The sequence below is a fragment of the Streptomyces sp. NPDC092296 genome (assembly GCF_044755465.1).
Lineage (GTDB): Bacteria > Actinomycetota > Actinomycetes > Streptomycetales > Streptomycetaceae > Peterkaempfera.
This window is the reverse complement of the sequence record NZ_JBIVRB010000001.1, coordinates 430,423-448,685: the sequence shown is the minus strand read 5'-3', so window position 1 is coordinate 448,685 and position 18,263 is coordinate 430,423. Positions and strand designations below refer to the sequence as shown.

14 protein-coding genes, 1 tRNA gene, 1 pseudogene and 1 riboswitch are annotated in these 18,263 nt (G+C 72.9%); of the genes and pseudogenes, 12 read left to right on the top strand and 4 right to left on the bottom strand.

Annotation, left to right across the window (positions count from 1 at the left end):
* The first annotated feature begins 35 nt into the window (after positions 1 to 35).
* On the top strand, positions 36 to 1,790 hold the full coding sequence (locus ACIQGZ_RS02035; protein WP_402598733.1) for a hypothetical protein: 1,755 nt from the start codon (positions 36 to 38) through the stop codon (positions 1,788 to 1,790).
* 217 nt (positions 1,791 to 2,007) lie between these two features.
* A complete protein-coding gene (locus ACIQGZ_RS02030; protein WP_402598732.1) occupies positions 2,008 to 2,769 on the top strand; it encodes a DUF4097 family beta strand repeat-containing protein in 762 nt (253 codons plus the stop codon).
* Between the two features lie 33 nt (positions 2,770 to 2,802).
* Here ACIQGZ_RS02030 and ACIQGZ_RS02025 read toward each other — a convergent pair whose 3' ends face one another.
* Positions 2,803 to 3,378, bottom strand: a complete 576-nt coding sequence (locus ACIQGZ_RS02025; protein WP_402598730.1) for a hypothetical protein — start codon at positions 3,376 to 3,378, stop codon at positions 2,803 to 2,805.
* Positions 3,379 to 3,577: 199 nt separating this feature from the next.
* Here ACIQGZ_RS02025 and ACIQGZ_RS02020 point away from each other — a divergent pair, with 199 nt between their 5' ends.
* From ACIQGZ_RS02020 to ACIQGZ_RS02000, 5 genes and pseudogenes are all read left to right on the top strand, one after another.
* On the top strand, positions 3,578 to 4,315 hold the full coding sequence (locus tag ACIQGZ_RS02020; protein WP_402598729.1) for a GntR family transcriptional regulator: 738 nt from the start codon (positions 3,578 to 3,580) through the stop codon (positions 4,313 to 4,315).
* A gap of 69 nt (positions 4,316 to 4,384) precedes the next feature.
* Positions 4,385 to 4,915 (top strand): annotated as a pseudogene (locus ACIQGZ_RS02015) (GntR family transcriptional regulator); the annotation flags it as partial.
* Between the two features lie 82 nt (positions 4,916 to 4,997).
* Complete coding sequence (locus tag ACIQGZ_RS02010; RefSeq protein ID WP_402598728.1) at positions 4,998 to 6,197, top strand: helix-turn-helix domain-containing protein; 1,200 nt, start codon at positions 4,998 to 5,000, stop codon at positions 6,195 to 6,197.
* Positions 6,198 to 6,508: 311 nt separating this feature from the next.
* Positions 6,509 to 7,693: a protein-L-isoaspartate(D-aspartate) O-methyltransferase gene (locus ACIQGZ_RS02005; protein WP_402598727.1), complete on the top strand. Its 1,185-nt coding sequence runs from the start codon at positions 6,509 to 6,511 to the stop codon at positions 7,691 to 7,693.
* A gap of 22 nt (positions 7,694 to 7,715) precedes the next feature.
* Positions 7,716 to 7,838, top strand: coding sequence for a hypothetical protein (locus ACIQGZ_RS02000; RefSeq protein WP_402598725.1), 123 nt, complete (start codon positions 7,716 to 7,718; stop codon positions 7,836 to 7,838).
* Positions 7,839 to 8,339: 501 nt separating this feature from the next.
* Here ACIQGZ_RS02000 and ACIQGZ_RS01995 read toward each other — a convergent pair.
* Together ACIQGZ_RS01995 and ACIQGZ_RS01990 are read right to left on the bottom strand one after the other, a co-directional pair.
* Positions 8,340 to 8,428 (bottom strand) — tRNA-Ser (locus ACIQGZ_RS01995).
* Positions 8,429 to 8,471: 43 nt separating this feature from the next.
* Positions 8,472 to 10,052, bottom strand: a complete 1,581-nt coding sequence (locus tag ACIQGZ_RS01990; RefSeq protein WP_402598724.1) for a S1C family serine protease — start codon at positions 10,050 to 10,052, stop codon at positions 8,472 to 8,474.
* 165 nt (positions 10,053 to 10,217) lie between these two features.
* A riboswitch (TPP riboswitch) is annotated at positions 10,218 to 10,348 on the top strand.
* Between the two features lie 22 nt (positions 10,349 to 10,370).
* Here ACIQGZ_RS01990 and ACIQGZ_RS01985 point away from each other — a divergent pair.
* From ACIQGZ_RS01985 to ACIQGZ_RS01970, 4 genes are all read left to right on the top strand, one after another.
* On the top strand, positions 10,371 to 11,735 hold the full coding sequence (locus ACIQGZ_RS01985; RefSeq protein ID WP_402598723.1) for a purine-cytosine permease family protein: 1,365 nt from the start codon (positions 10,371 to 10,373) through the stop codon (positions 11,733 to 11,735).
* A 108-nt stretch (positions 11,736 to 11,843) separates the two neighbouring features.
* The gene (locus ACIQGZ_RS01980) at positions 11,844 to 12,743 is read left to right on the top strand and encodes a glycerophosphodiester phosphodiesterase (protein WP_402598722.1); all 900 of its coding nucleotides are present in this window, start codon (positions 11,844 to 11,846) and stop codon (positions 12,741 to 12,743) included.
* 201 nt (positions 12,744 to 12,944) lie between these two features.
* Positions 12,945 to 13,583: an ATP-binding protein gene (locus tag ACIQGZ_RS01975; RefSeq protein WP_402598721.1), complete on the top strand. Its 639-nt coding sequence runs from the start codon at positions 12,945 to 12,947 to the stop codon at positions 13,581 to 13,583.
* Between the two features lie 154 nt (positions 13,584 to 13,737).
* On the top strand, positions 13,738 to 14,733 hold the full coding sequence (locus ACIQGZ_RS01970) for a DUF5926 family protein (protein ID WP_402598720.1): 996 nt from the start codon (positions 13,738 to 13,740) through the stop codon (positions 14,731 to 14,733).
* 337 nt (positions 14,734 to 15,070) lie between these two features.
* Here the strand turns inward: ACIQGZ_RS01970 and ACIQGZ_RS01965 are convergent, their stop codons facing one another.
* Positions 15,071 to 15,763: a bifunctional DNA primase/polymerase gene (locus ACIQGZ_RS01965; protein WP_402598719.1), complete on the bottom strand. Its 693-nt coding sequence runs from the start codon at positions 15,761 to 15,763 to the stop codon at positions 15,071 to 15,073.
* A gap of 948 nt (positions 15,764 to 16,711) precedes the next feature.
* Between ACIQGZ_RS01965 and ACIQGZ_RS01960 the strand changes: the two genes are divergently transcribed.
* The gene (locus tag ACIQGZ_RS01960) at positions 16,712 to 18,130 is read left to right on the top strand and encodes a PP2C family protein-serine/threonine phosphatase (RefSeq protein ID WP_402598718.1); all 1,419 of its coding nucleotides are present in this window, start codon (positions 16,712 to 16,714) and stop codon (positions 18,128 to 18,130) included.
* The last annotated feature ends 133 nt before the right edge of the window (positions 18,131 to 18,263 follow it).

Here is an 18,263-nt window from a genome sequence, read left to right as displayed (position 1 = left end):
GCTGCTTCTTCGGCTTCCCTGGGGGGACCAGTTCGATGAGACGTACCACCGCGCTGTCCGCAGCGCTCTCGGCGGCCCTGGCCGCCACCCTGCTCGCGGGGCCGGCCCTCGCGTACGCGGACACCGGCACCGCCGCCCCGGAGGCCACCGCGACCGCCACCGCCCCGGCCCCGGCGGATGACGACGCCCCGGCGGACCCGGGCCAGCCGGACCCGGGCACCCCCGACCCGGGCCAGACCGATCCGGGCCAGACCGATCCAGGCCAGACCGACCCCGCGCCGCAGGTCAGCCCCACCATCGACAGCATCGGCACGGTCGCCGGCGACAGCGGCATCCTCCAGGTGTCCGCCTCCTCCGACACGGCCATCGCCCAGGTCACCGCCACGGTCAGCCGCTCTGGTATCGAGGTGGGCAGATTCCCGCTCACCCCGGTCGCCGGCGCGGACCACCTGTGGCAGTCGACCCGCATGGTGCTGCTCCTCGACATGACGTACGACGTCACCGTCACCGCCGTGGACGAGGACGGCGACAGCACCGACGTCACCAAGCCGCAGGCCATCTCGTACTACATGCAGCCGCACGTCCTCGCGCACCAGCTGACCGTCCCGCAGCCGCTGGACTACCAGCACCGCACCGTCACCGCCTCCGGCCGGATCGAGGCCCTGAATCCCTCCACCGGCGTGACGGGCCCGCTGGTCGGCCGCCACATCGACCTGCGCGTGGGCTCCGCCGTGTGGGACGACGCAACCGACTCGACCGGCAGCTACCACTTCTCGGTCCCGGCCGACGCGGTCGCCGCCGCAGGAGCGTCGAAGAAGGCTGAAATCCTCTACCTCGGCGGCGGTCCCCAACTCGTCTTCGACAGCACCAGCCTGTCCACGCTGGTCAGCCAGACCCGCATCCGCCTGGACCACAGCTCGCTCACCATCAAGTACGGCACCAAGGTCGCCATCAGCGGCACCGCCGAGTACAACTACGGCGGCGTCTGGAAGCCGCTGCCGAGCGCCCGGGTCTCGCTCAAGGGCACGGTGGCCACCGCCAACTCGGCCGGCCGGTTCACCGTGAAGTACGCCACCGCGCCCTCGGACGACGGCAGCTGGACCGTCAGCCTGAGCCCGCAGACCCCGGGGAACTCCTTCCTCAAGACCTCGAAGGCGACCTTCAAGGTCGACGTGATCAACAAGATCACCCTCTCGCTGACCACCACCGGCCTGGACGAGTTCGCGGATCTGCACCTGCGCGGCACCATGGCCAGCAGCAACAAGAAGCTGCCCGGCACCCGCAAGATCTACGTCCAGAAGTCGGCCAACGGCAAGTCCGGCTGGAAGTCGGCCGGCTGGTTCACCACCGCGAAGAACGGCTCCTTCGACGTCTACGGCTACCAGGCCACCCCCCGGGGCTACTGGCGCCTGTACTACCCGGCGGCCAAGGACTACCAGGCCGCCTACAGCCGCACGATCCACCACGCCCGTACGGACACCCGGATCACCGGCTTCAGCGTCTCCCCCAAGTCGATCCGCAAGGGCCGCACCATCACCGTCAAGGGCACCCTGCAGAAGCAGCCCGCCAGCAAGTGGGGCAACTTCACCAAGCAGCGGATCTACTACCTCTTCCAGGCCAAGGGCAGCAAGAAGGTGACGCTCATGGGCACCAGCAAGACCGACTCCCACGGGCGCTTCAGCAAGCACTTCACGGCCAAGAAGACCGGCACCTGGTCGGTCGTCTGGATCACCCCCAACAACAAGTACGTCGACGCCTTCAGCAAGGAGGTCAAGGTCAGCGTCCGCTGACCCCTGCCCCCACCCACCCGAGGGCCCGCCGCCACCCGGCGCCGGGCCCTCGGGCATTTCCGCCGCGTCGACTTTGATAACTCCAGTTATGGTAGTTATAGCTGTAATTTCACTTTTCTACCGCCGTTCAGCAGTTCTCCATCCCGGTCGGACCGGCACCGCCGCCTTGCAGCCGACTTCTGCACTGCTCCGGGCCGCAGCCGGGCAGGCGCCGGGCATGGACGGAACCAGAACCCGCGTCAGCGCCACAGCCCTGCTGCTGATCGCCACCGCGGTCACCGGCTGCCGGCACGCCGGCCGCACAGACGACGACAGCAGCCCGGCCCTCGCCGCCGCGCCCGCGTTGCTCCCCAGGGCCGGGCAGCTGCTCATCACCACCGACAACGGCGTCCGGCTGCGCCCGACCGACGACCGCCGGGCCACCGTCGACGGCCATCTCCGGTCGCACTGGTCGCGCAACGGCGCCACCTGGGTGCTGGACCTGGCCTGCCCCGACCACGACCCGGACGCCACCCCGTGTACCCGGATGCCCACGGTCGGCGTACCCGCCGGCACCGCCGTGACCGTCACCGCCCGCAACGCCGGCATCGACGCCACCGGGCTGACCGGCGCCCTGGACCTGACCACCACCAACGGCGACGTGACCGTGGCGCAGGGCGGCGACAGCCAGGCCACCGTCAGGCTCACCACCCGCAACGGCTCCGTCCGGGCCACCGCCCTCCAGGCCGCCCACCTGCACGCCCGGACCGTCAACGGCGACGTGGTCCTCGCCTGCGCCTCCCCGCCGTCCGACGTCACCGCCGCCACCACCAACGGCTCGGTCCGGCTCACCCTCCCCCGCAACGCCCCCGCCTACGCCGTCGACGCCACCACCGACAACGGCCACCCCACCGTCACCCTCCCCACCACCACCCCGTCCCCCGACCACCACCTCACCCTCACCACCGTCAACGGCGACATCTCCGCCACCCGCGACTGACCCCCTCCACCACCGTGCAGCCCCGGAGCAGCATCACCAGCTGCGCCGCGACCACCCGCCGCACCTGCGGATCGGCGTACGTGACGAGCGCTCCCCCACCGGCTGCGGACGGCCCCGGCCGCCCCCGGGGGCGTACAACGCGCCGTACACGCCCACGACTTCGGGCCTGCGCACCCGTACGGCGATGTGGCGCCCGGACAGGTGCGGGCACAGTTCGGCGGCCACCCGAGCGCACGGCAGGCAGACGGGAGGATGCGTCGCGGCCATCCGCTCCGGCCGGCGCGGCCAGGCGCCCCGATCGTCCTTGAGCAGCCACAGCACGCCCTGCTCATTGACGTCCGCCGGCCTGCCGCAGACCTGGCACCGCAGGTGGCGCATCACATACCGCTGCCGACGGGCATGCACCTGCGCGAACTCCGGCCGCCCACCCCCGGGCCTCGACTCGACCCGGCGCCACAACACCCCCCACTCATCCCGGTCCCCCGGACGCTCGTCCAGGTACGCGATACCCCCCGACCGCCGGTCCTCCACCACCACCTGCCCAGCGCACTGCTCATCGCTCCAGGTCGCGATGTACGGGACAGCATCCGGGCGCTTCAGCACAGTCATCGGGATCGCTTCCTTTCACGGAGGCCAAGAGCCCCAGCCATCAGTCGCATACGAACCAGCACCGGGAAACAAACCTCCGTCAAGCACGGCCCCACCTGGCCGACACGGGACTGTTCCACCGGCCACAGCAGCTCTATGGTGTTCTAGAGCACTGATGCTGTCAACAACCGCTTCAGAGCGCTCTAGAACAGGAGCAGACATGACCGGCAACCCGCAGGCACTTCCTCCGTACCGGCGGATCGCCGCCCAGATCAGGGCCCGCATCGACAGCGGCGACATCCGGCCTGGTGAGCGCATCCCGTCCGTACGCGAGATCATGCGGACCGAGGGCGTCACCACCGCCACGGCCACCCGGGTCGCCTCCGTACTGCGCGCCGAGGGCTACGCCGAGTCGATCCCCGGCGTGGGCACCATCGCCAAGGTCCCGCCGGTGCTGACCACCGGGCCCGAACGGCTCCAGATGCTCCGCGCCACCGGCAGCGGCTTCCGTCCAGGCGAGCGCACCGAGATCCTGGCCGCCGAACTGACGTCGGCTCCGGACGACATCGCGGACGCCCTCGGGATCGACCCCGGCGACTCGGCGGTCCGGCGGCGGCGCGTGTACCTCGACGACCAGGGAGTCGTCGCCGTGTCCACGTCCTGGCTGCCGGGTGAGCTGGCCGAGGTGGCGCCCGAACTGCTGGCGGCCGAGCCGCTGCCGAAGATGACCTTCGGCCTGATCGAGGACCGGACAGGACGACGCGCCGCCAGGAGGCGGGACCTCGTCGCCGTCGCACCCGTCCCCGACGACGTGGCACCGCTGCTCGGCGTCGCCCCGGGCACTCCCGCCCTGACCATGACCAACCGCTACTGGGACCAGTACGGCAACGTCACCGAACACGCCGTCGACTTCCTCGGCCCCGGCCGCGAACTCTCCGCCGACTACGCACTCGACTGATCCCAGCCGAGGAGGAGGCGCGGAGCGATGTCAGACCACGGCACCCAGCTCCCGTACCAGCGTGGCGACTTCCGTCCGCTCAGGCGTCAGGGCATCCAGCGGCTGTCCCGCGAACGGTGGGGCGCCGGGCGGTCCATCTGGTCCGCCGAAGTCGAGAGCCGCGACCTGGTCGTGGACCAGCTCACCGTCACCGAGCACCCCGCACCCGAGCACATCGCGCGGGCCCTGGGCCTCGACCCGGGCGCCGCGACCTGCGTACGCAGCCGCCGCTTCGTACTGGACGGCAAGCCGGTACTGCTCGCCACGTCCCACCTCCCGGCCGACCTGGTCGCCGGTTCCGCCATCACCCAGGAGGACACCGGCCCCGGCGGCACCTACGCCCGCCTGGCCGAACTGGGCCACAAGCCGGTGCACTTCCGCGAAGAGATCCGCTGCCGGATGCCCACCCCGGCCGAAGCCGGCCGCCTCCTCCTCGCCGCCGGGACGCCGGTCATCATCCTCTGCCGCACCGCCTACACCGAGAACGGCACCGCCGTCGAGCTCAACGAGATGACCATGGACGCGGCAGCCTACGTCCTGGAGTACGACTTCGACGCGTAGCGGGCTTCGCCGAGTTCTCGGACGATCGCCGCCCCGCGACGGTACGTTGCCCTGTACACGGGTCGAGGACGTTGAGGACGCCATGAGCGACGGCCACCAGCACATCAGCACGGGCGAGCGGATCGCAGCGTACGCGCGAAACGGCGGAGTGACCCTCCGTGCCCTCGCCGCCAGAGCGGGCGTGTCCTATTCCCTGCTGACGAAGGTGACTTCGGGCCACCGACCGGCTTCACCGGCGCTGGTAGCAGCGGTCGCGCGGGCTCTCGGAGTCACCGTCGACCTCCTCGAACCGCAGCCTCACAGAGACGCCACCACGGACCCGCTCATGCCGCTGATGGCGCCCATCCGCGCCACGCTCGACCTCTACGACCTCGCGCCCCAAGAGGACGTCACGCCCCGTCCCCTGCCTCAGCTGCGCGTGGCCGTGGCGCACATCAACGCCCTCGCCCAGGCCGCCCAGTACAAGCCGATGGCCGGAGCACTGCCCGGTTTGCTGACCGAGTTGCACGCCGCCGCGCACACCTTCAACGGCCACGACCAACAGCAGGCATGGGGGCTGCTCTCCGAGGCGTACCGGTGCGGCCACTCGGTGGGGATCGCCATCGGGCTCAACGGCCTCTCCACCACCGCCCTGAACCGGATGGACTGGGCAGCGCAACGGGCCGGGGACCGCGCCCCCGGCCTGCGCGCGGCGCGGGAGTATCTGCGGGTCACCGCTTACCTGCGCACCGGGGATCTGGAGGCGTGCCAACGGTTGCAGGACTCAGGCCGGTACTTCCTGGAAGGCACCGACCCGAACACCCCCGGCGCGCTGGTCGCCCGAGGCCAACTGCACCTGGGCTCTGCCGTCGTGGCGGCCCGCGCGGGGGACAAGGCGCTGATGGAACACCACTTGAACGAAGCCGCAAGGATCGCGGCACGGACCGGCGAGCAGAACGATTTCAGCGTCCACTTCGGCCCGACCAACGTGTCCGTCCACCGAGTCATGACGCTGGTGGAGGTCGGAGAACACGCCCAGGCGGTCGCCGCTTCGAAGAGCGTCCGCTTCCCGTCAGACTGGGCGCCCACCCGCATCGGCCACCACCACATCGACCTTGCCCGCTCGTACCGGTGGCTGGCCAGGCCGGAAACCGCGCTCTACCACCTCGACCAGGCTTATGCCGCAGCGCCTCAGCAGGCGAGCCGACATCCCCTGGTGCGCGAGACGGTCACCGCGCTGGCCCGCACCAGCCACCGGCACAGCGACGCTCTTTCCGTCTGGATCACCCGCACCGGAGTCTGACTCTCTGCACTTGCCGTTTCACAAACTGTGAAACTGGATCGACCTCACAGGCGGCATCGTGGTGTCCGAGCCCCCGCTCGGGCTGTTCACCAGCCTTCTGCGGACACGGGCGTGCAAGCCCCGCCAGGCGCGCTGCTGGCCGGGGGTAGTACTACACCGATTGGAGGGGCCGACGTGGACGTTGGTCAGGTCCTGGAGAACGAGGGCGACGGGGATAACCTCCCCGGTCAGCCCTGGACGCCGCCGCCCCCGCCACCGCCACCGCCACCGCCGGACGGGGAGTCGCCCCCCGGCAACGGAGGACACCGCAAGTGATCGACCGCTCAATGGAGCAGCGGGACCGCGCCGGCGACGAGCTGACGCGGTTCCTCCTCGACATCGGCTCGCTGACACCCGACTGGGTCGACTGCTTCAAGGCCGTGCCGCGCGCACTCCTCCTGCCGGCCCTGGTATGGGCCTTCGACATGGCCACTGGCCAGAGCGTCGCTGTGGACAAAGCGGATGATCCTGACGAATGGCTACGCCAGACATTCGCCAACGTACCCCTGGTCACCCAGTGGGACGACGGCAAGCACGAAGGGAACGTCCCCGGCGCCGTACCGACGAGTTCCGCGAGCATGCCGTCCGTCGTCGCTTCCATGCTCCGCGACCTGGACGTCCGACCAGGCATGAGGGCGCTGGAGATCGGCACCGGTCCGGGCTGGACGGCGGGACTGCTCTCCCATCGACTGGGCAGCGAAAACGTGGTCAGCGTCGAAGTCGACGCCCACGTCGCGGCAGAGGCCCGAACGGCCCTGGCCCGGGTCGGACTCCACCCCGAGATCGTCCGGGCCAACGGCGAGTTCGGCTGGCAGCGCGGCGCTCCTTACGATCGCGTCATCGTCACGGCGGGCGTCCGGAGAATCCCCGTGACCTGGCTGCGGCAGACCCGCCCGGACGGCGTGATCCTCGCGCCCTGGGGCACGGACTACGACAGCAACGGGGACGTCCTGGTCAAGCTGACCGTGAACGCGGACGGCAGCGCGAGCGGCCCGTTCCTGCGACCGGTCGAGTTCATGAAGCTGCGAGGCCAGCGGCTGGACTGGAACCGCTTCCGCCACCACGTCCCCGCCTACCCCGGCGACGCCCACCGGTCCACGACACGGCTGGGACCCGACGACCTGGGCGGCCGATACGGAACAGCCCGCTTCATCGCCGGCCTGTGCGTCCCGAACTGCGCCCACGTCACCAACCAGACCGACGCCGCCACCACCCAGGCGTGGTTCTTCGACCTCTCTGGCCGCTCCTGGGCGAACGCCGTCTTCCGGCAGGGCGCGCCCTCGGCCACGGTCTACCAGTCAGGTCCGCGCAGGCTCTGGGACGAAGTCGAACGAGCACTCTCCTGGTGGCAGACCCAGGGCCAACCAGAACTCACCCAATTCGGCCTCACCATCCACCCCGACGGCACCCAACACCCCTGGCTCACCACCCCCACCAACCCCCTCCCCTCCCCCTGAGCCACCCGACCAGCCCCGGGAGTTGGCAGCCAAGATGGGCGGCGGGTTGATGTGGCTGCGGCTGTGGACCGCCGACGCCTTTCACCTGGTCCTTCTCACCGCAGCAACTTTTCTGTTCGCCGCAGTGGCCATCGAGCACGGCTGACCACACCGAGGCGAGGAAGCGGCCAGCCCAGCCCTGCACCGAACGGGCGCGTCTTCCGTGGCAGCGCTTCCTCCGCCCCACCTCTTGGCCGTGCCCGCTTCTGGGCGCCCGGTGTGCGCCCTACCTCCCGCCGGCCACGCCCAGCACGCTGCTTGGCAGGCTCTTGTCGAGTGGGGAGGCGTGATGGCCAGGAAGCACTGGCGTAAGGGACATCGGACCAGGTCCGGACGGTGGGTGTCGGGCCACTGGGTCGGTGGCACGAACCAGCAGGGCACCAAGGGATGCGCGGCTGCCGTAGCCGCAGCGGCTGTCACGCTCGTGGCCACAACCGTGGTCTTCCGGTCGGCAGCCCGCTAACCCTCCCGCGCCGGCGGCGACCCCCGGCAGGAACCCTCGCGCTGGTCAGCGACGAGATCACGGCCGAGGCAGGCTGGACTGGAGAGCGGCGAGAGCCGGGGCCCCGGGTGGGGCCACCGGCTCTCGGCTGTGGATCGCTAGCTGCGGAGGGCGTGGGATTCGAACCCACGGTGACGGTTTCCCGGCACGACAGTTTTCAAGACTGTTCCCTTAGGCCGCTCGGGCAGCCCTCCTGGCGGAGGTCAGCCTAGCGGGTGGGGCGGGGTGGGGGGTGAGCTACTGGCTGTCGCCGGTGCGCTCGCCGAGGGTGACGGTGGTGGTGTGGGTCTCGCCGCTGCGGGTGTAGGTGAGGGAGACCTTGTCGCCGGGGCGGTGGGTCCAGATCTCGCTGACCAGGGTCGGGCCGCTGTCGATCGGCACGCCGTCCAGCTTGGTGACGACGTCGCCGGGCTTGAGGCCGGCCTTGTCGGCGGGGCCGCCGGGGGTGATGGCGGGGGTGCCCTGGACGTCGGACGGCATGATCTGGGCGCCGTCGCCGTTGTAGTCGTCGTTGCGCAGCACGCCGAGGATGGCGTAGACCGGGCGGCCGGTCTTGATCAGGGTGTCGGCGACCCACTTGGCCTGGTTGATCGGGATGGCGAAGCCGAGGCCGATGCTGCCGGCCTGCTCGGTCTGGCCGAACGGGCTGCCGCCGCCCTGGCTGGTGGACTGGATCGCGGAGTTGATGCCGATCACCTGGCCGCCCGCGTTGAGCAGCGGGCCGCCGGAGTTGCCGGGGTTGATGGAGGCGTCGGTCTGGAGCGCGTTCATGTACGACGCCTGGGCGCCGGTGGAGTCGCCGGAGGCCACCGGGCGGTCCTTGGCGCTGATGATGCCGGTGGTGACCGTGCCCTCCAGGCCGAAGGGGGCGCCGATGGCGATGGTGGCGTCACCGACCGCGACCTTGGCGGAGTCGCCCAGCGGCAGCGGGGTGAGCTTGTTCTTCGGCGGGTTGTCGAGCTTGATCACCGCCACGTCGTAGCCCTCGGCGCGGCCGACCACCGAGGCGGCGTAGCTGGAGCCGTCGGAGAACTTGACCGTGAGCTTGCCGCCGTTGGCCGCCGGGGCGACCACGTGGTTGTTGGTGAGGATGTGGCCCTCGGTGTCGTACACGAAGCCGGTGCCGGTGCCGGACTCCTGGGAGCCCTCCGCCTTGATGGTGACGGTGCTGGGCAGCGCCTTGGCGGCGATGCCCGCGACGCTGGTGGGGGCGCGGTTCAGGGCGGCCTGGTCGACGGTGGAGGAGATGGTGGTGCTGCTGCCGACGCTGCCGGAGTCGGAGTTGCCCGACACCAGGGCGCCGATCCCGCCGCCGATGCCCCCGGCGGCGATGGCCACCGCCGCGACCAGCGCGATCAGCCCGCCGTTGCGGCGGCGGCGCGGCTTGCCCTCGGCGGTGGCGCCGACCGGGTGGTCCGCACCGCCGCCCCAGCCGCCGACCGGGTGGCCTGCGCCGAACGGGTGAGTGCTGGGCGGCGGCCAGGCCGCGCGGTCGGCCTCCGTCTCAACGGCGGCCGCGGGACCGGCACCGTACGGCGCCGCGCCCGGCATGGCCGGCGTCTGCGGCGGCGGGTACGCGGACAGCGGCTGCTGTGCCGTGGCGCCGGGGTCGGCCGGGGCGGGCGGCGGCGGGTACGCGGCCGGCGGCGGAGGGACGGCCGCGGACGGCCCGCCCACCGGGGCGACGGGCGGCGCACCGGCGGACGGCACGGCGGGCTGCTGCGCCGTACGGTCGGGAGCCGGACCCACCGCGTCCTGGCCGCCGGCGGGCTGCGCCCCCTGCGGCCCGGTGAACCCACTCTCGTGCTCGGTGCTCACGGACGACCTCCATGGATGACAGGACCTTGGGACACAGCATTTCCCATCGCCCGTCTGAATGCCGTAAGCAGCACACCCGTGCGGATGGTGGGTTCCTTAGCCGGGGCTGATCTCCGCAGGCCCCGGCCTTGGCCTGGCGGCCCGGTACGCCTAGCATGGCGTGTCGAACTGACACGCGGGAGCTTGGACCTCGACCAGGCTGAGAGGGCACCGGTCGGCCGTACAGGGCCGAGGGGGTGCCGACCGCCGGAACCTGACCGGGTAATGCCGGCGTAGGGAGCATCGGCCGTGACGGCTTCATCGTCCTCGCCTTCGGGCATGTCCACCTCCACCCTGCCCGCCCCCGGGCCGGACCACCCCGGCGGCGAGGCCCCGCTGGTGCTGGACACCACCCCGCCCCGCCCACTGGGCTTCCGCGACCAGGCGGCCTTCTGGGCCAACATGGGCATCAGCCTGATCGGCTTCAGCAGCGCGGCGACCGTACTGGGCACCGGCACCGGCACGCTGTCCTTCGCCGCCGCCGCGACCGCGATCGTGGTCGGCACCGCCGTCGGCACCCTGATGCTGGCCGTCGCCGGGGTGATCGGCGCCCGCACCGGCGCCCCCGCCATGGCGGTGCTGCGCGGCCTGTTCGGCACCCGGCTGTCGTACCTGCCGACGGTGCTCAACATCGTGCAGTGCGTCGGCTGGGGCGTGTACGAGCTCACCGTGATCGCCATGGGCGCCGAGGCGATGACCCACGGCCGGGGCTGGCACTGGCTGTACGTGGTGGCGGCGGGCGCGGTCACCACCGCGCTGACCATCCGGCCGCTGGGCGCCATCGCGCTGCTGCGCCGGTACGTGGCCGTGGCGGTGGGCGCCGCGATGGTGTACTTCACCGTCCAGCTGGCCCGGCAGGGGGTGCCGGACCCGGGGGCGGGCAACTGGCACGGCTTCCTGGGCGCCACCGACTACGTCCTGGCGGTGTCGATCTCCTTCGTACCGCTGGCCGCCGACTACACCCGGCACTCGCGGACGCCCGGTGCCTCCTTCTGGGGGACCTTCTCCGGCTACACCGTGGCGCAGGTGTGGTGCTTCGTGCTCGGGCTGATGGCGCTGCTCCAGGCGCACGGCGACAGCTCGCGGATCTTCGACACCTTCCTCGGGGTCACCGCCGGGTGGGCGTTCTTCGCGGTGCTGGTGCTGCGCGAGGTGGACCAGTCGTTCGCCAACGTCTACTCGACCGCGATGTCCGTCCACAACCTCTTCCCCAGGGTGGACCGGCGGGTGCTGACCGTCGGGATCGGCGTGCTGGTGACGGCGCTGGCGGTGCCGGTGAAGGAGTTCGGCAGCTGGTACTACGGCTTCCTGGGGCTGATCGGCTCGGTCTTCGTGCCGCTGCTGGCCGTGCTCGCGGTCGACTACTACCTGGGGCGCGGCCGGCGCGGCGGCTGGGACCTGTCCGAGTCCGCCCCGGGCCGGCCGCTGATGCTGCTGCCGTGGCTGCTGGGCTTCGCGACGTACCAGTTCCTCTCGCCGTCCGACATCGGCGGCTGGTGGGCCGGCTTCTGGGACCACGTCCACGGCTGGGCGCACTTCACCCCGCAGGAGTGGACCTCCGCCTCGCTCTTCGCCTTCCTGGTGCCCGCCCTGGTCACCTGGGCGCTGACGCCGCTGACCCGGCGGGACGCGGGCCGGGCGTAACCCCCGGTCGTACGGGCGTCGCCGGACGTTCACCCGGACGTCCACCGGGCCTCGCCGGGGCGCGGCGCGGCCGCCCGTACGCTGGGACGGGTGAGGACAGCCCCAGCCATGGCAGCCGCGGCGGCGCCGCCGGTGCCGCTCGCCGTACCCAACCGCTCGACCGTCCGGGTGGTGGCCCATCGGGGCTCCTCCGGCGCCGTCCCCGAACACACCCTGGCGGCCTACCGCCGGGCGATCGAGGAGGGCGCGGACGCGCTGGAGTGCGATGTGCGGCTGACCGCCGACGGCCATCTGGTCTGCGTGCACGACCGCCGGGTGGACCGCACCTCCAACGGGCGCGGGGTGGTCTCCACCCTGGAGCTGGCCGACCTGGCCGAGCTGGACTTCGGCTCCTGGAAGGACGAGGCGCTGCCGCCGGAGGAGCCGGAGGCGCCCGACCGGGCCCCTGCACCGGCCGGTACGGGGCCGACCGGTACGGGGCCGGTGGCCGATCCGGAGCGGTCCGCGGTGCTCACCCTGGAGCGGCTGCTCGAACTGGTCGCGGACGCCGGGCGGCGGGTGGAGCTGGCCATCGAGACCAAGCACCCGACCCGTTACGCGGGCCGGGTGGAGGCCGAACTGCTGCGGGTGCTGCACCGGTTCGGGCTGGCGGGCACCGATCCGGCGCGGGCCGGGGAGCGTTCCCCGGTGCGGATCATGAGCTTCTCGCAGTTGTCGCTGCGCCGGGTGCGGCAGGCCGCGCCGAGCCTGCCCACCGTCTTCCTGATGGAGCGGCTGCCGCTGCGCTTCCGGGACGGCTCGCTGCCGCCCGGGGTGTCGATCGCCGGGCCCGGTATCGACCTGGTGCGGGCCAATCCGGGGTTCGTGGCCCGGCTGCACCGGGCGGGCCACCGGGTGCATGTGTGGACGGTGGACGACCCGGCCGACGTGGAGCTCTGCCTGCGGCTCGGGGTGGACGCGGTGATCACCAATCGACCGCGCGAGGTGCTGGACCAGCTCGGCCGCTGAGCGTTTAGGCGCTGTTCCGGGCGGTGGATGGGTGCATTCCTCTTCTACGACAATGCGTAATCATCGGATGACCTGTCGTGGAAACCGCCATGTCTGTCTTCTTACGACTTGGGGTGATCGCCCGCATCCTGTTTCCGCCGCATTCCGGGTGGGCATTCACCATTCGGCATGCGCAGGCATGCGGCGAAGGAGGTATCGGGGGTGTCCTTGGTGATGGCGCAGGATGTGCCGACTTCGTCGACCATGGCCCTGCCGCACGGGCCGGCCAGCGTCAGCACCGCGCGGCGCCGCCTGCGCCGGGAGCTGCGCGACCGGGAGGTGCCGGACCCGGTGGTGGACGACGCGGTGCTCATCCTCTCGGAACTGCTCAGCAACGCCTGCCGCCATGCGCGGCCGCTGGCCCCGCTGCTGGACCTGGACAGTTCGGCTCTGGACAACTCGGCCCTGGACAACCCGGTCCTGAACAATTCGGCGCAGGGCAACCCGGCGCAGGGCAACCCGGCCGGGGCGGTCCCGGTGCGCGGCGACGACGCCGAGGATGTCGGCGGGGTGCTGGTCCGCTGGCTGGTGCAGAGCGACGGGCTGCTGACCCTGGAGGTCGTCGACGGCGGCGCACCGACCAGGCCGCGCAGCGCCCGGCCCTCGCTCACCGCGCGCGGCGGCCGGGGCCTGAGCATCGTCGGCCGACTGGCGGCCGACTGGGGGGTGCGCGACGACGCGCCCGGCGAGGTGACGGTCTGGGCGGTACTGCCGGTACGGGCCCGGCACGCCCGGCGCGGCGGCCCCACCGTGACGCCGCTCTCCCCCGCCGACCGCAAGCCGGCCGACCGGATCGCCTGACCCGTCCTCACCCCACGGCGACGGCTCACCTCCCGGCGACGGCCGCCACCGGCGCCGTACGCGCGGCGGAGCGGCCCCTTGACCCGGGCACCCGGCTACGCTTCCGGGCGGAAAGCATCGCCGACAGCGTCACCGCATTGGGGAGACCCGCACCATGGCCAAGAAGGCCGCCGACAAGGCATCCCAGCGCAAGCCCGCCGCCGCACCGCAGGCGACCGCGGCCGACCCGGGGTCGATCCCGGTCGTCGGCGCCCGCGAGCCCTGCCCCTGCGGCTCCGGCCGCCGGTACAAGGCGTGCCACGGCCGGGAGGCCGCGCACGCCGTGCAGCAGCTGGTGCAGCGTCCGTTCGAGGGGCTGCCGGGCGAGGCCGACTGGGTGGCGCTGCGCGAGCTGGTGCCCGCCGCCACCGCGCCGCTGACGCTGCGGCAGGGCCTGGCGGCCGACGGCGAGGTGCCGTCGGTGACGCTGGCCACCGTGCTGCCGATGGCCTGGCCGGCGCTGCGCCGCGCGGACGGCGCGATCCTGCTGGGGCTACAGACGCAGTCCTCGTCCGGCGATGTCAGCCGGGACCTGGCCGACGCCCTGGAGCAGGCGCTGGCGACCGAGCCCGGCAACCCCGTGCCGCCGCGCCGCCCGGCGCCGGGCGGTCCGCGCCTCCAGGACCTGCTGGACCTGTCGGCGCCGCTGGAGCCCACCGTGCACAGCGGGTTCGAGTTCTGGTTGGAGGACTCGGAGGCGGCCACCGGTGAGGTGGCGGCGTCGCTGGAGCGGGCGAACGCGGCGGTCATCCCCACCGAGCAGGTGCACGGGCTGGACTCGGCGTACTGGTGCGGGACGCCGGAGAAGAACCACCTGCGCTGGGTGATGACCCACCCCGAGGAGGAACTGCTGGACGCGCTGGCCCGACTGGCCTCCGCCGGTGAGGCCTCGCTCGGTGAGGGGACCAGGCTGGTGGGCTCGTTCCGGGCGCACGGGCTGACGGTGCCGGTCTGGGACCTGCCGCTGGAGATGTCGGCGGCGGACTGCGAGAAGCCGGCCGCCGCCTTCGCGGAGCGGCTCGCCGCCGTGCTGGCCGCCCCGGAGCCGCTCACCCCGGAGCAGCGCCGGACGCGGGCCGGTCTGGTGAACCGTCAGATCACGCTGGGCTGATCCCTGACCCCTGAACCCTGACCTGACCCTTGACCCCGGCCCGCCGGGCGGCCGCTCCGGGGGCGGCCCGGCGAGCGGCCGGTGTCACGGCGAAATAGGCTGGAAATCCGGCGGGTCGGAGCCGGGTCGGAGTGATTCTGGTCACATTTCAGCCGGGCGCCCGCAATTCAACGGGCGTACGCCCCCGGGGGAATTTGCGGATCGCCCGATCCTTGTTACCGTTTAAACAGCCCGGTCGCTGGTGCATCCCCCGTCGCCAGCGGCCGGGCGCTCTACGTTCCGGCCGTGTCCATACCGGCCGCCACTCCCCGCCGCCCTGCCCTGCCGTGCCGCACGCTCAGTACGCCAGTCGGCTGCCGTCCGGTGTCGCGGTGCTCGCCGCGACCAGCGCCTCCAGCAGGTCCCCGACCCTGGGCAGCCACGGCACGCCGCCCGGCCCCGGCACCGGCGGCCGCTCCCAGTGCACCTGGCCGCTCCCGGTGCGGGACGGCGGCAGCACCACGTACCCGCCGGGCCCGTGGTAGCGCAGCGAGGTCGGCACCCAGTCCTGCCGCACCAGCAGTTCGCCCAGTTCGTCGAAGCTGTACGGGGCGACCAGCAGCACATGGCGGGTGGCCGAGGCCGCCACCGGGCCGGTGCGCACCCGCAGCGCGTCGAAGTAGTCCAGCACCCGGGCGCCGGCGGCGGCCGGCAGGCTCACCGCCGCGACGGCGCCGCCGGTGGCGACGACGATGGGGGCGTCCGGCCGCTGGGACCACCACCAGCGGACCATCTGCGGATCGGTGGTGGCCGCGAGCAGCGGCGGGTCGTAGGGATGCGCCCCGGGGACCGAACAGTCGGCGCGCGGGCAGACGCAACTGCGGGCCGCCCGGTCACCCCGCTCCGCCCGGTCCGGGAAGCGGTCGCGGAGCTGGCGCGGCTGCACGCCCGCGCCCGGCACCACGGGCCATCTCCACTGCTCCGCACACGTCAGGGCCGCAGCCGGCAGTGCCGACCTGCTCCTCCGTCGCCTTCCGAGGATCTCGCGCATGTGCGCTCGTTCCTTTCCCGTGACCGTTGAGGATCGGACAGTGACAAATGGGACGACTTCGCAAGAGCACGCAACCGTAAGCGCACCATGGCCGACGCCGACTTCGATACGTGGCGGGGGGTGGCGAATGGTGGCGAATGCACACCGGCACCGCCGTCGGGGTTTTGCCGCCCGCCGTCCGGGGGATGCTTCGGGATTTCTCCTTGCGGCGGACGCCCTCCGGAGGATGCGAAGGGCGGTACGGCTCAGGAGGGGTGGGCCCTCCCGGCCGCGATCCGCTCAGCCGATGACCTCCCGGCCGAGAATCCCTCAGCTTCGGGAGTGACGTCGCACGCCGTGCGCTGGTTCCACCGTATGGATGACTGATACCCGGTTGTCCGCAGGTCGCACCTGTGCGTGGTACCGGGTCGGACCGGGCGCGCCCCGCCGGACACCGCCGCCGAACGCCCGTGCCCATCCGTCCCGCCACGCTCGCTCCGTCCGCTCGATCGCGCCTGCCCGGCCCCCGCTGCTTCGCCTCTCCGCTGTCGCGCGGTCCACGCCGCCCGATCGGCCGGCGCGACCGGAGCGACCGGAGCGGCCGATTGCCACCGCCGATCGGCCGCCGGGGGCCCGGCCGGCCGAAGACCCTCCGGGAGCTGGAATTTTGCGGAGCAATGCATAGCCATTCACACATACCGGAGTGATCATGCGAACCCATGCTTTTCGGCCAAGTTTTCGGAGCCGGGACACCAGCGATCCGGCAGCACCGCAGTTCTGGACATGCCCCGACCGGCCTGTGTAGAAGTGGGGTCATTAATTGCCTTATGGCATGACACCGGGGTGCAAAGTGACTCTTTTCACCGCGTCGGAGCCCACCGCCCCGCGCTGCGGCACCCATGGCACCACCACCCCCGGCCCCGGGCCCCGCGCCCGCAGCGCCGGGCGGCCTCCGGAAGGGCGGACGGCATGACCGGTACGCATCCCACGCCCACCGGCGCCGGTCCGGGCGGCGGCCCCGCCACCGCCGGCCCCGCCACCGCCGACCCCGACCCCGCCACCGCCGACCCCGAGGCCGCCCCGCCCCGGCGGCCGGGCCCCGCACCCGTGACCGCCGCACCCATCCCCGCCGCGCCCGGCGCCGCCCGGGACCGGCCCTGCGCCGACGCCGGGCTGCACGAGCACACCGAGCGGCTGGTCGGCAGCCGGGGCCTGGACGCCCTGCTGCACACCGTGCTGGCCGGCGGCGCCGCGCTGCTCGGCGCCCGGCGCGGCCTGCTGGTCCTCGACTCCTCGCACGGCGACGCGGTCGGCCTCGGCCTGGACCGCTCCTGCCGGGGCGCCCTGGAGACCGTCCCCCGCGACAGCGGCCCCTACGCCGGGCTGCTCACCGCCGCCGACCGCCCCCGCCAGGTGCTGCACCCCGACCTCGCCGCCGCCCCCGGCCTCGACCCCCGCTACCGGGCCGTCGCCGCGCAGCTCGGCATCGGCGCGTCGCTGGCGCTGCCGCTGGCCACCGCCGAGGACGGCCCGATCGGCGCCGCCGTCTGGTTCTACGACGAACCGGCCGAACCCGCCGAGCGCCGCTGCCGACTGGCCCGCCGCTACTGCGCGCTGGCCGCCCCGCTGGTCGCCCGGGAACTGACGGCGCAGCGGCTGCGCCACGACCGCGACGCGCTGCGGCGCGGGCTGCTGCCGGACCGGCTGCCCCGGGTGCCCGGGGTGCGGCTGGCCGCCCGCTGCGTCCCGGCCGCGCCGGACCGTTCGGCGGGCAGCGACTGGTACGACGCCGTCGCGCTGCCGGAGGGCGCGCTCGCCCTCACCGTCGGCAGCGTCTGCGGCGGCGGCACCGGCGCGGCCACCGCGATGGGCCGGCTGCGCGCCGCGCTGCGGGCCTACGCGGTGCTGGAGGGCGAGGACCCGGTGGCGGTGCTGGGCGATCTGGAGCTGCTGCTGAAGACCACCGAGCCGGCCCGCTCCGCCACCGCGCTCTACGCCCATGTGGAGCCCGCCGAGCGGCGGATCGCGCTGGCCGGGGCCGGGCACTGCCCGCCGCTGCTGGTCAGCGGCGGCGGGGCGAGCTTCGTGGAGACCTCGCTGTCCGCGCCGCTCGGCATGCTGAGCTGCTGGGAGGCGCCCGGGGTGGAGCTGCGCGCCGAGCCGGGGGACCTGCTGGTGCTGTACACCGAGGGCCTGGCCCGGCGCTGCGGCGGCAGCCTGGACGCCGGGCAGGCCCGGCTGCGGGCGCTGGCGGCGGACGCCCCGCGCGAGGTGCGGGCCGATCCGGAGCTGCTCTGCGCGCAGTTGCTGGCGGGCTGCCCCGCGCCGGACGGCGGCGACGGGCGGGACCGCGACGATCTGGTGCTGCTGGCGGCCCGCTTCGACTGACGGCCCGCCGCCGGACGGCCGTACGTCCGCCCACCGCCCGAACGGCCGATCGGATGCCGCGCCTACCATGGGAGGGCCGCCCGCCCGCCCCTCCGAGACCCGGTGTGCGCAGCCGGGCGGTCGACGACGCGAG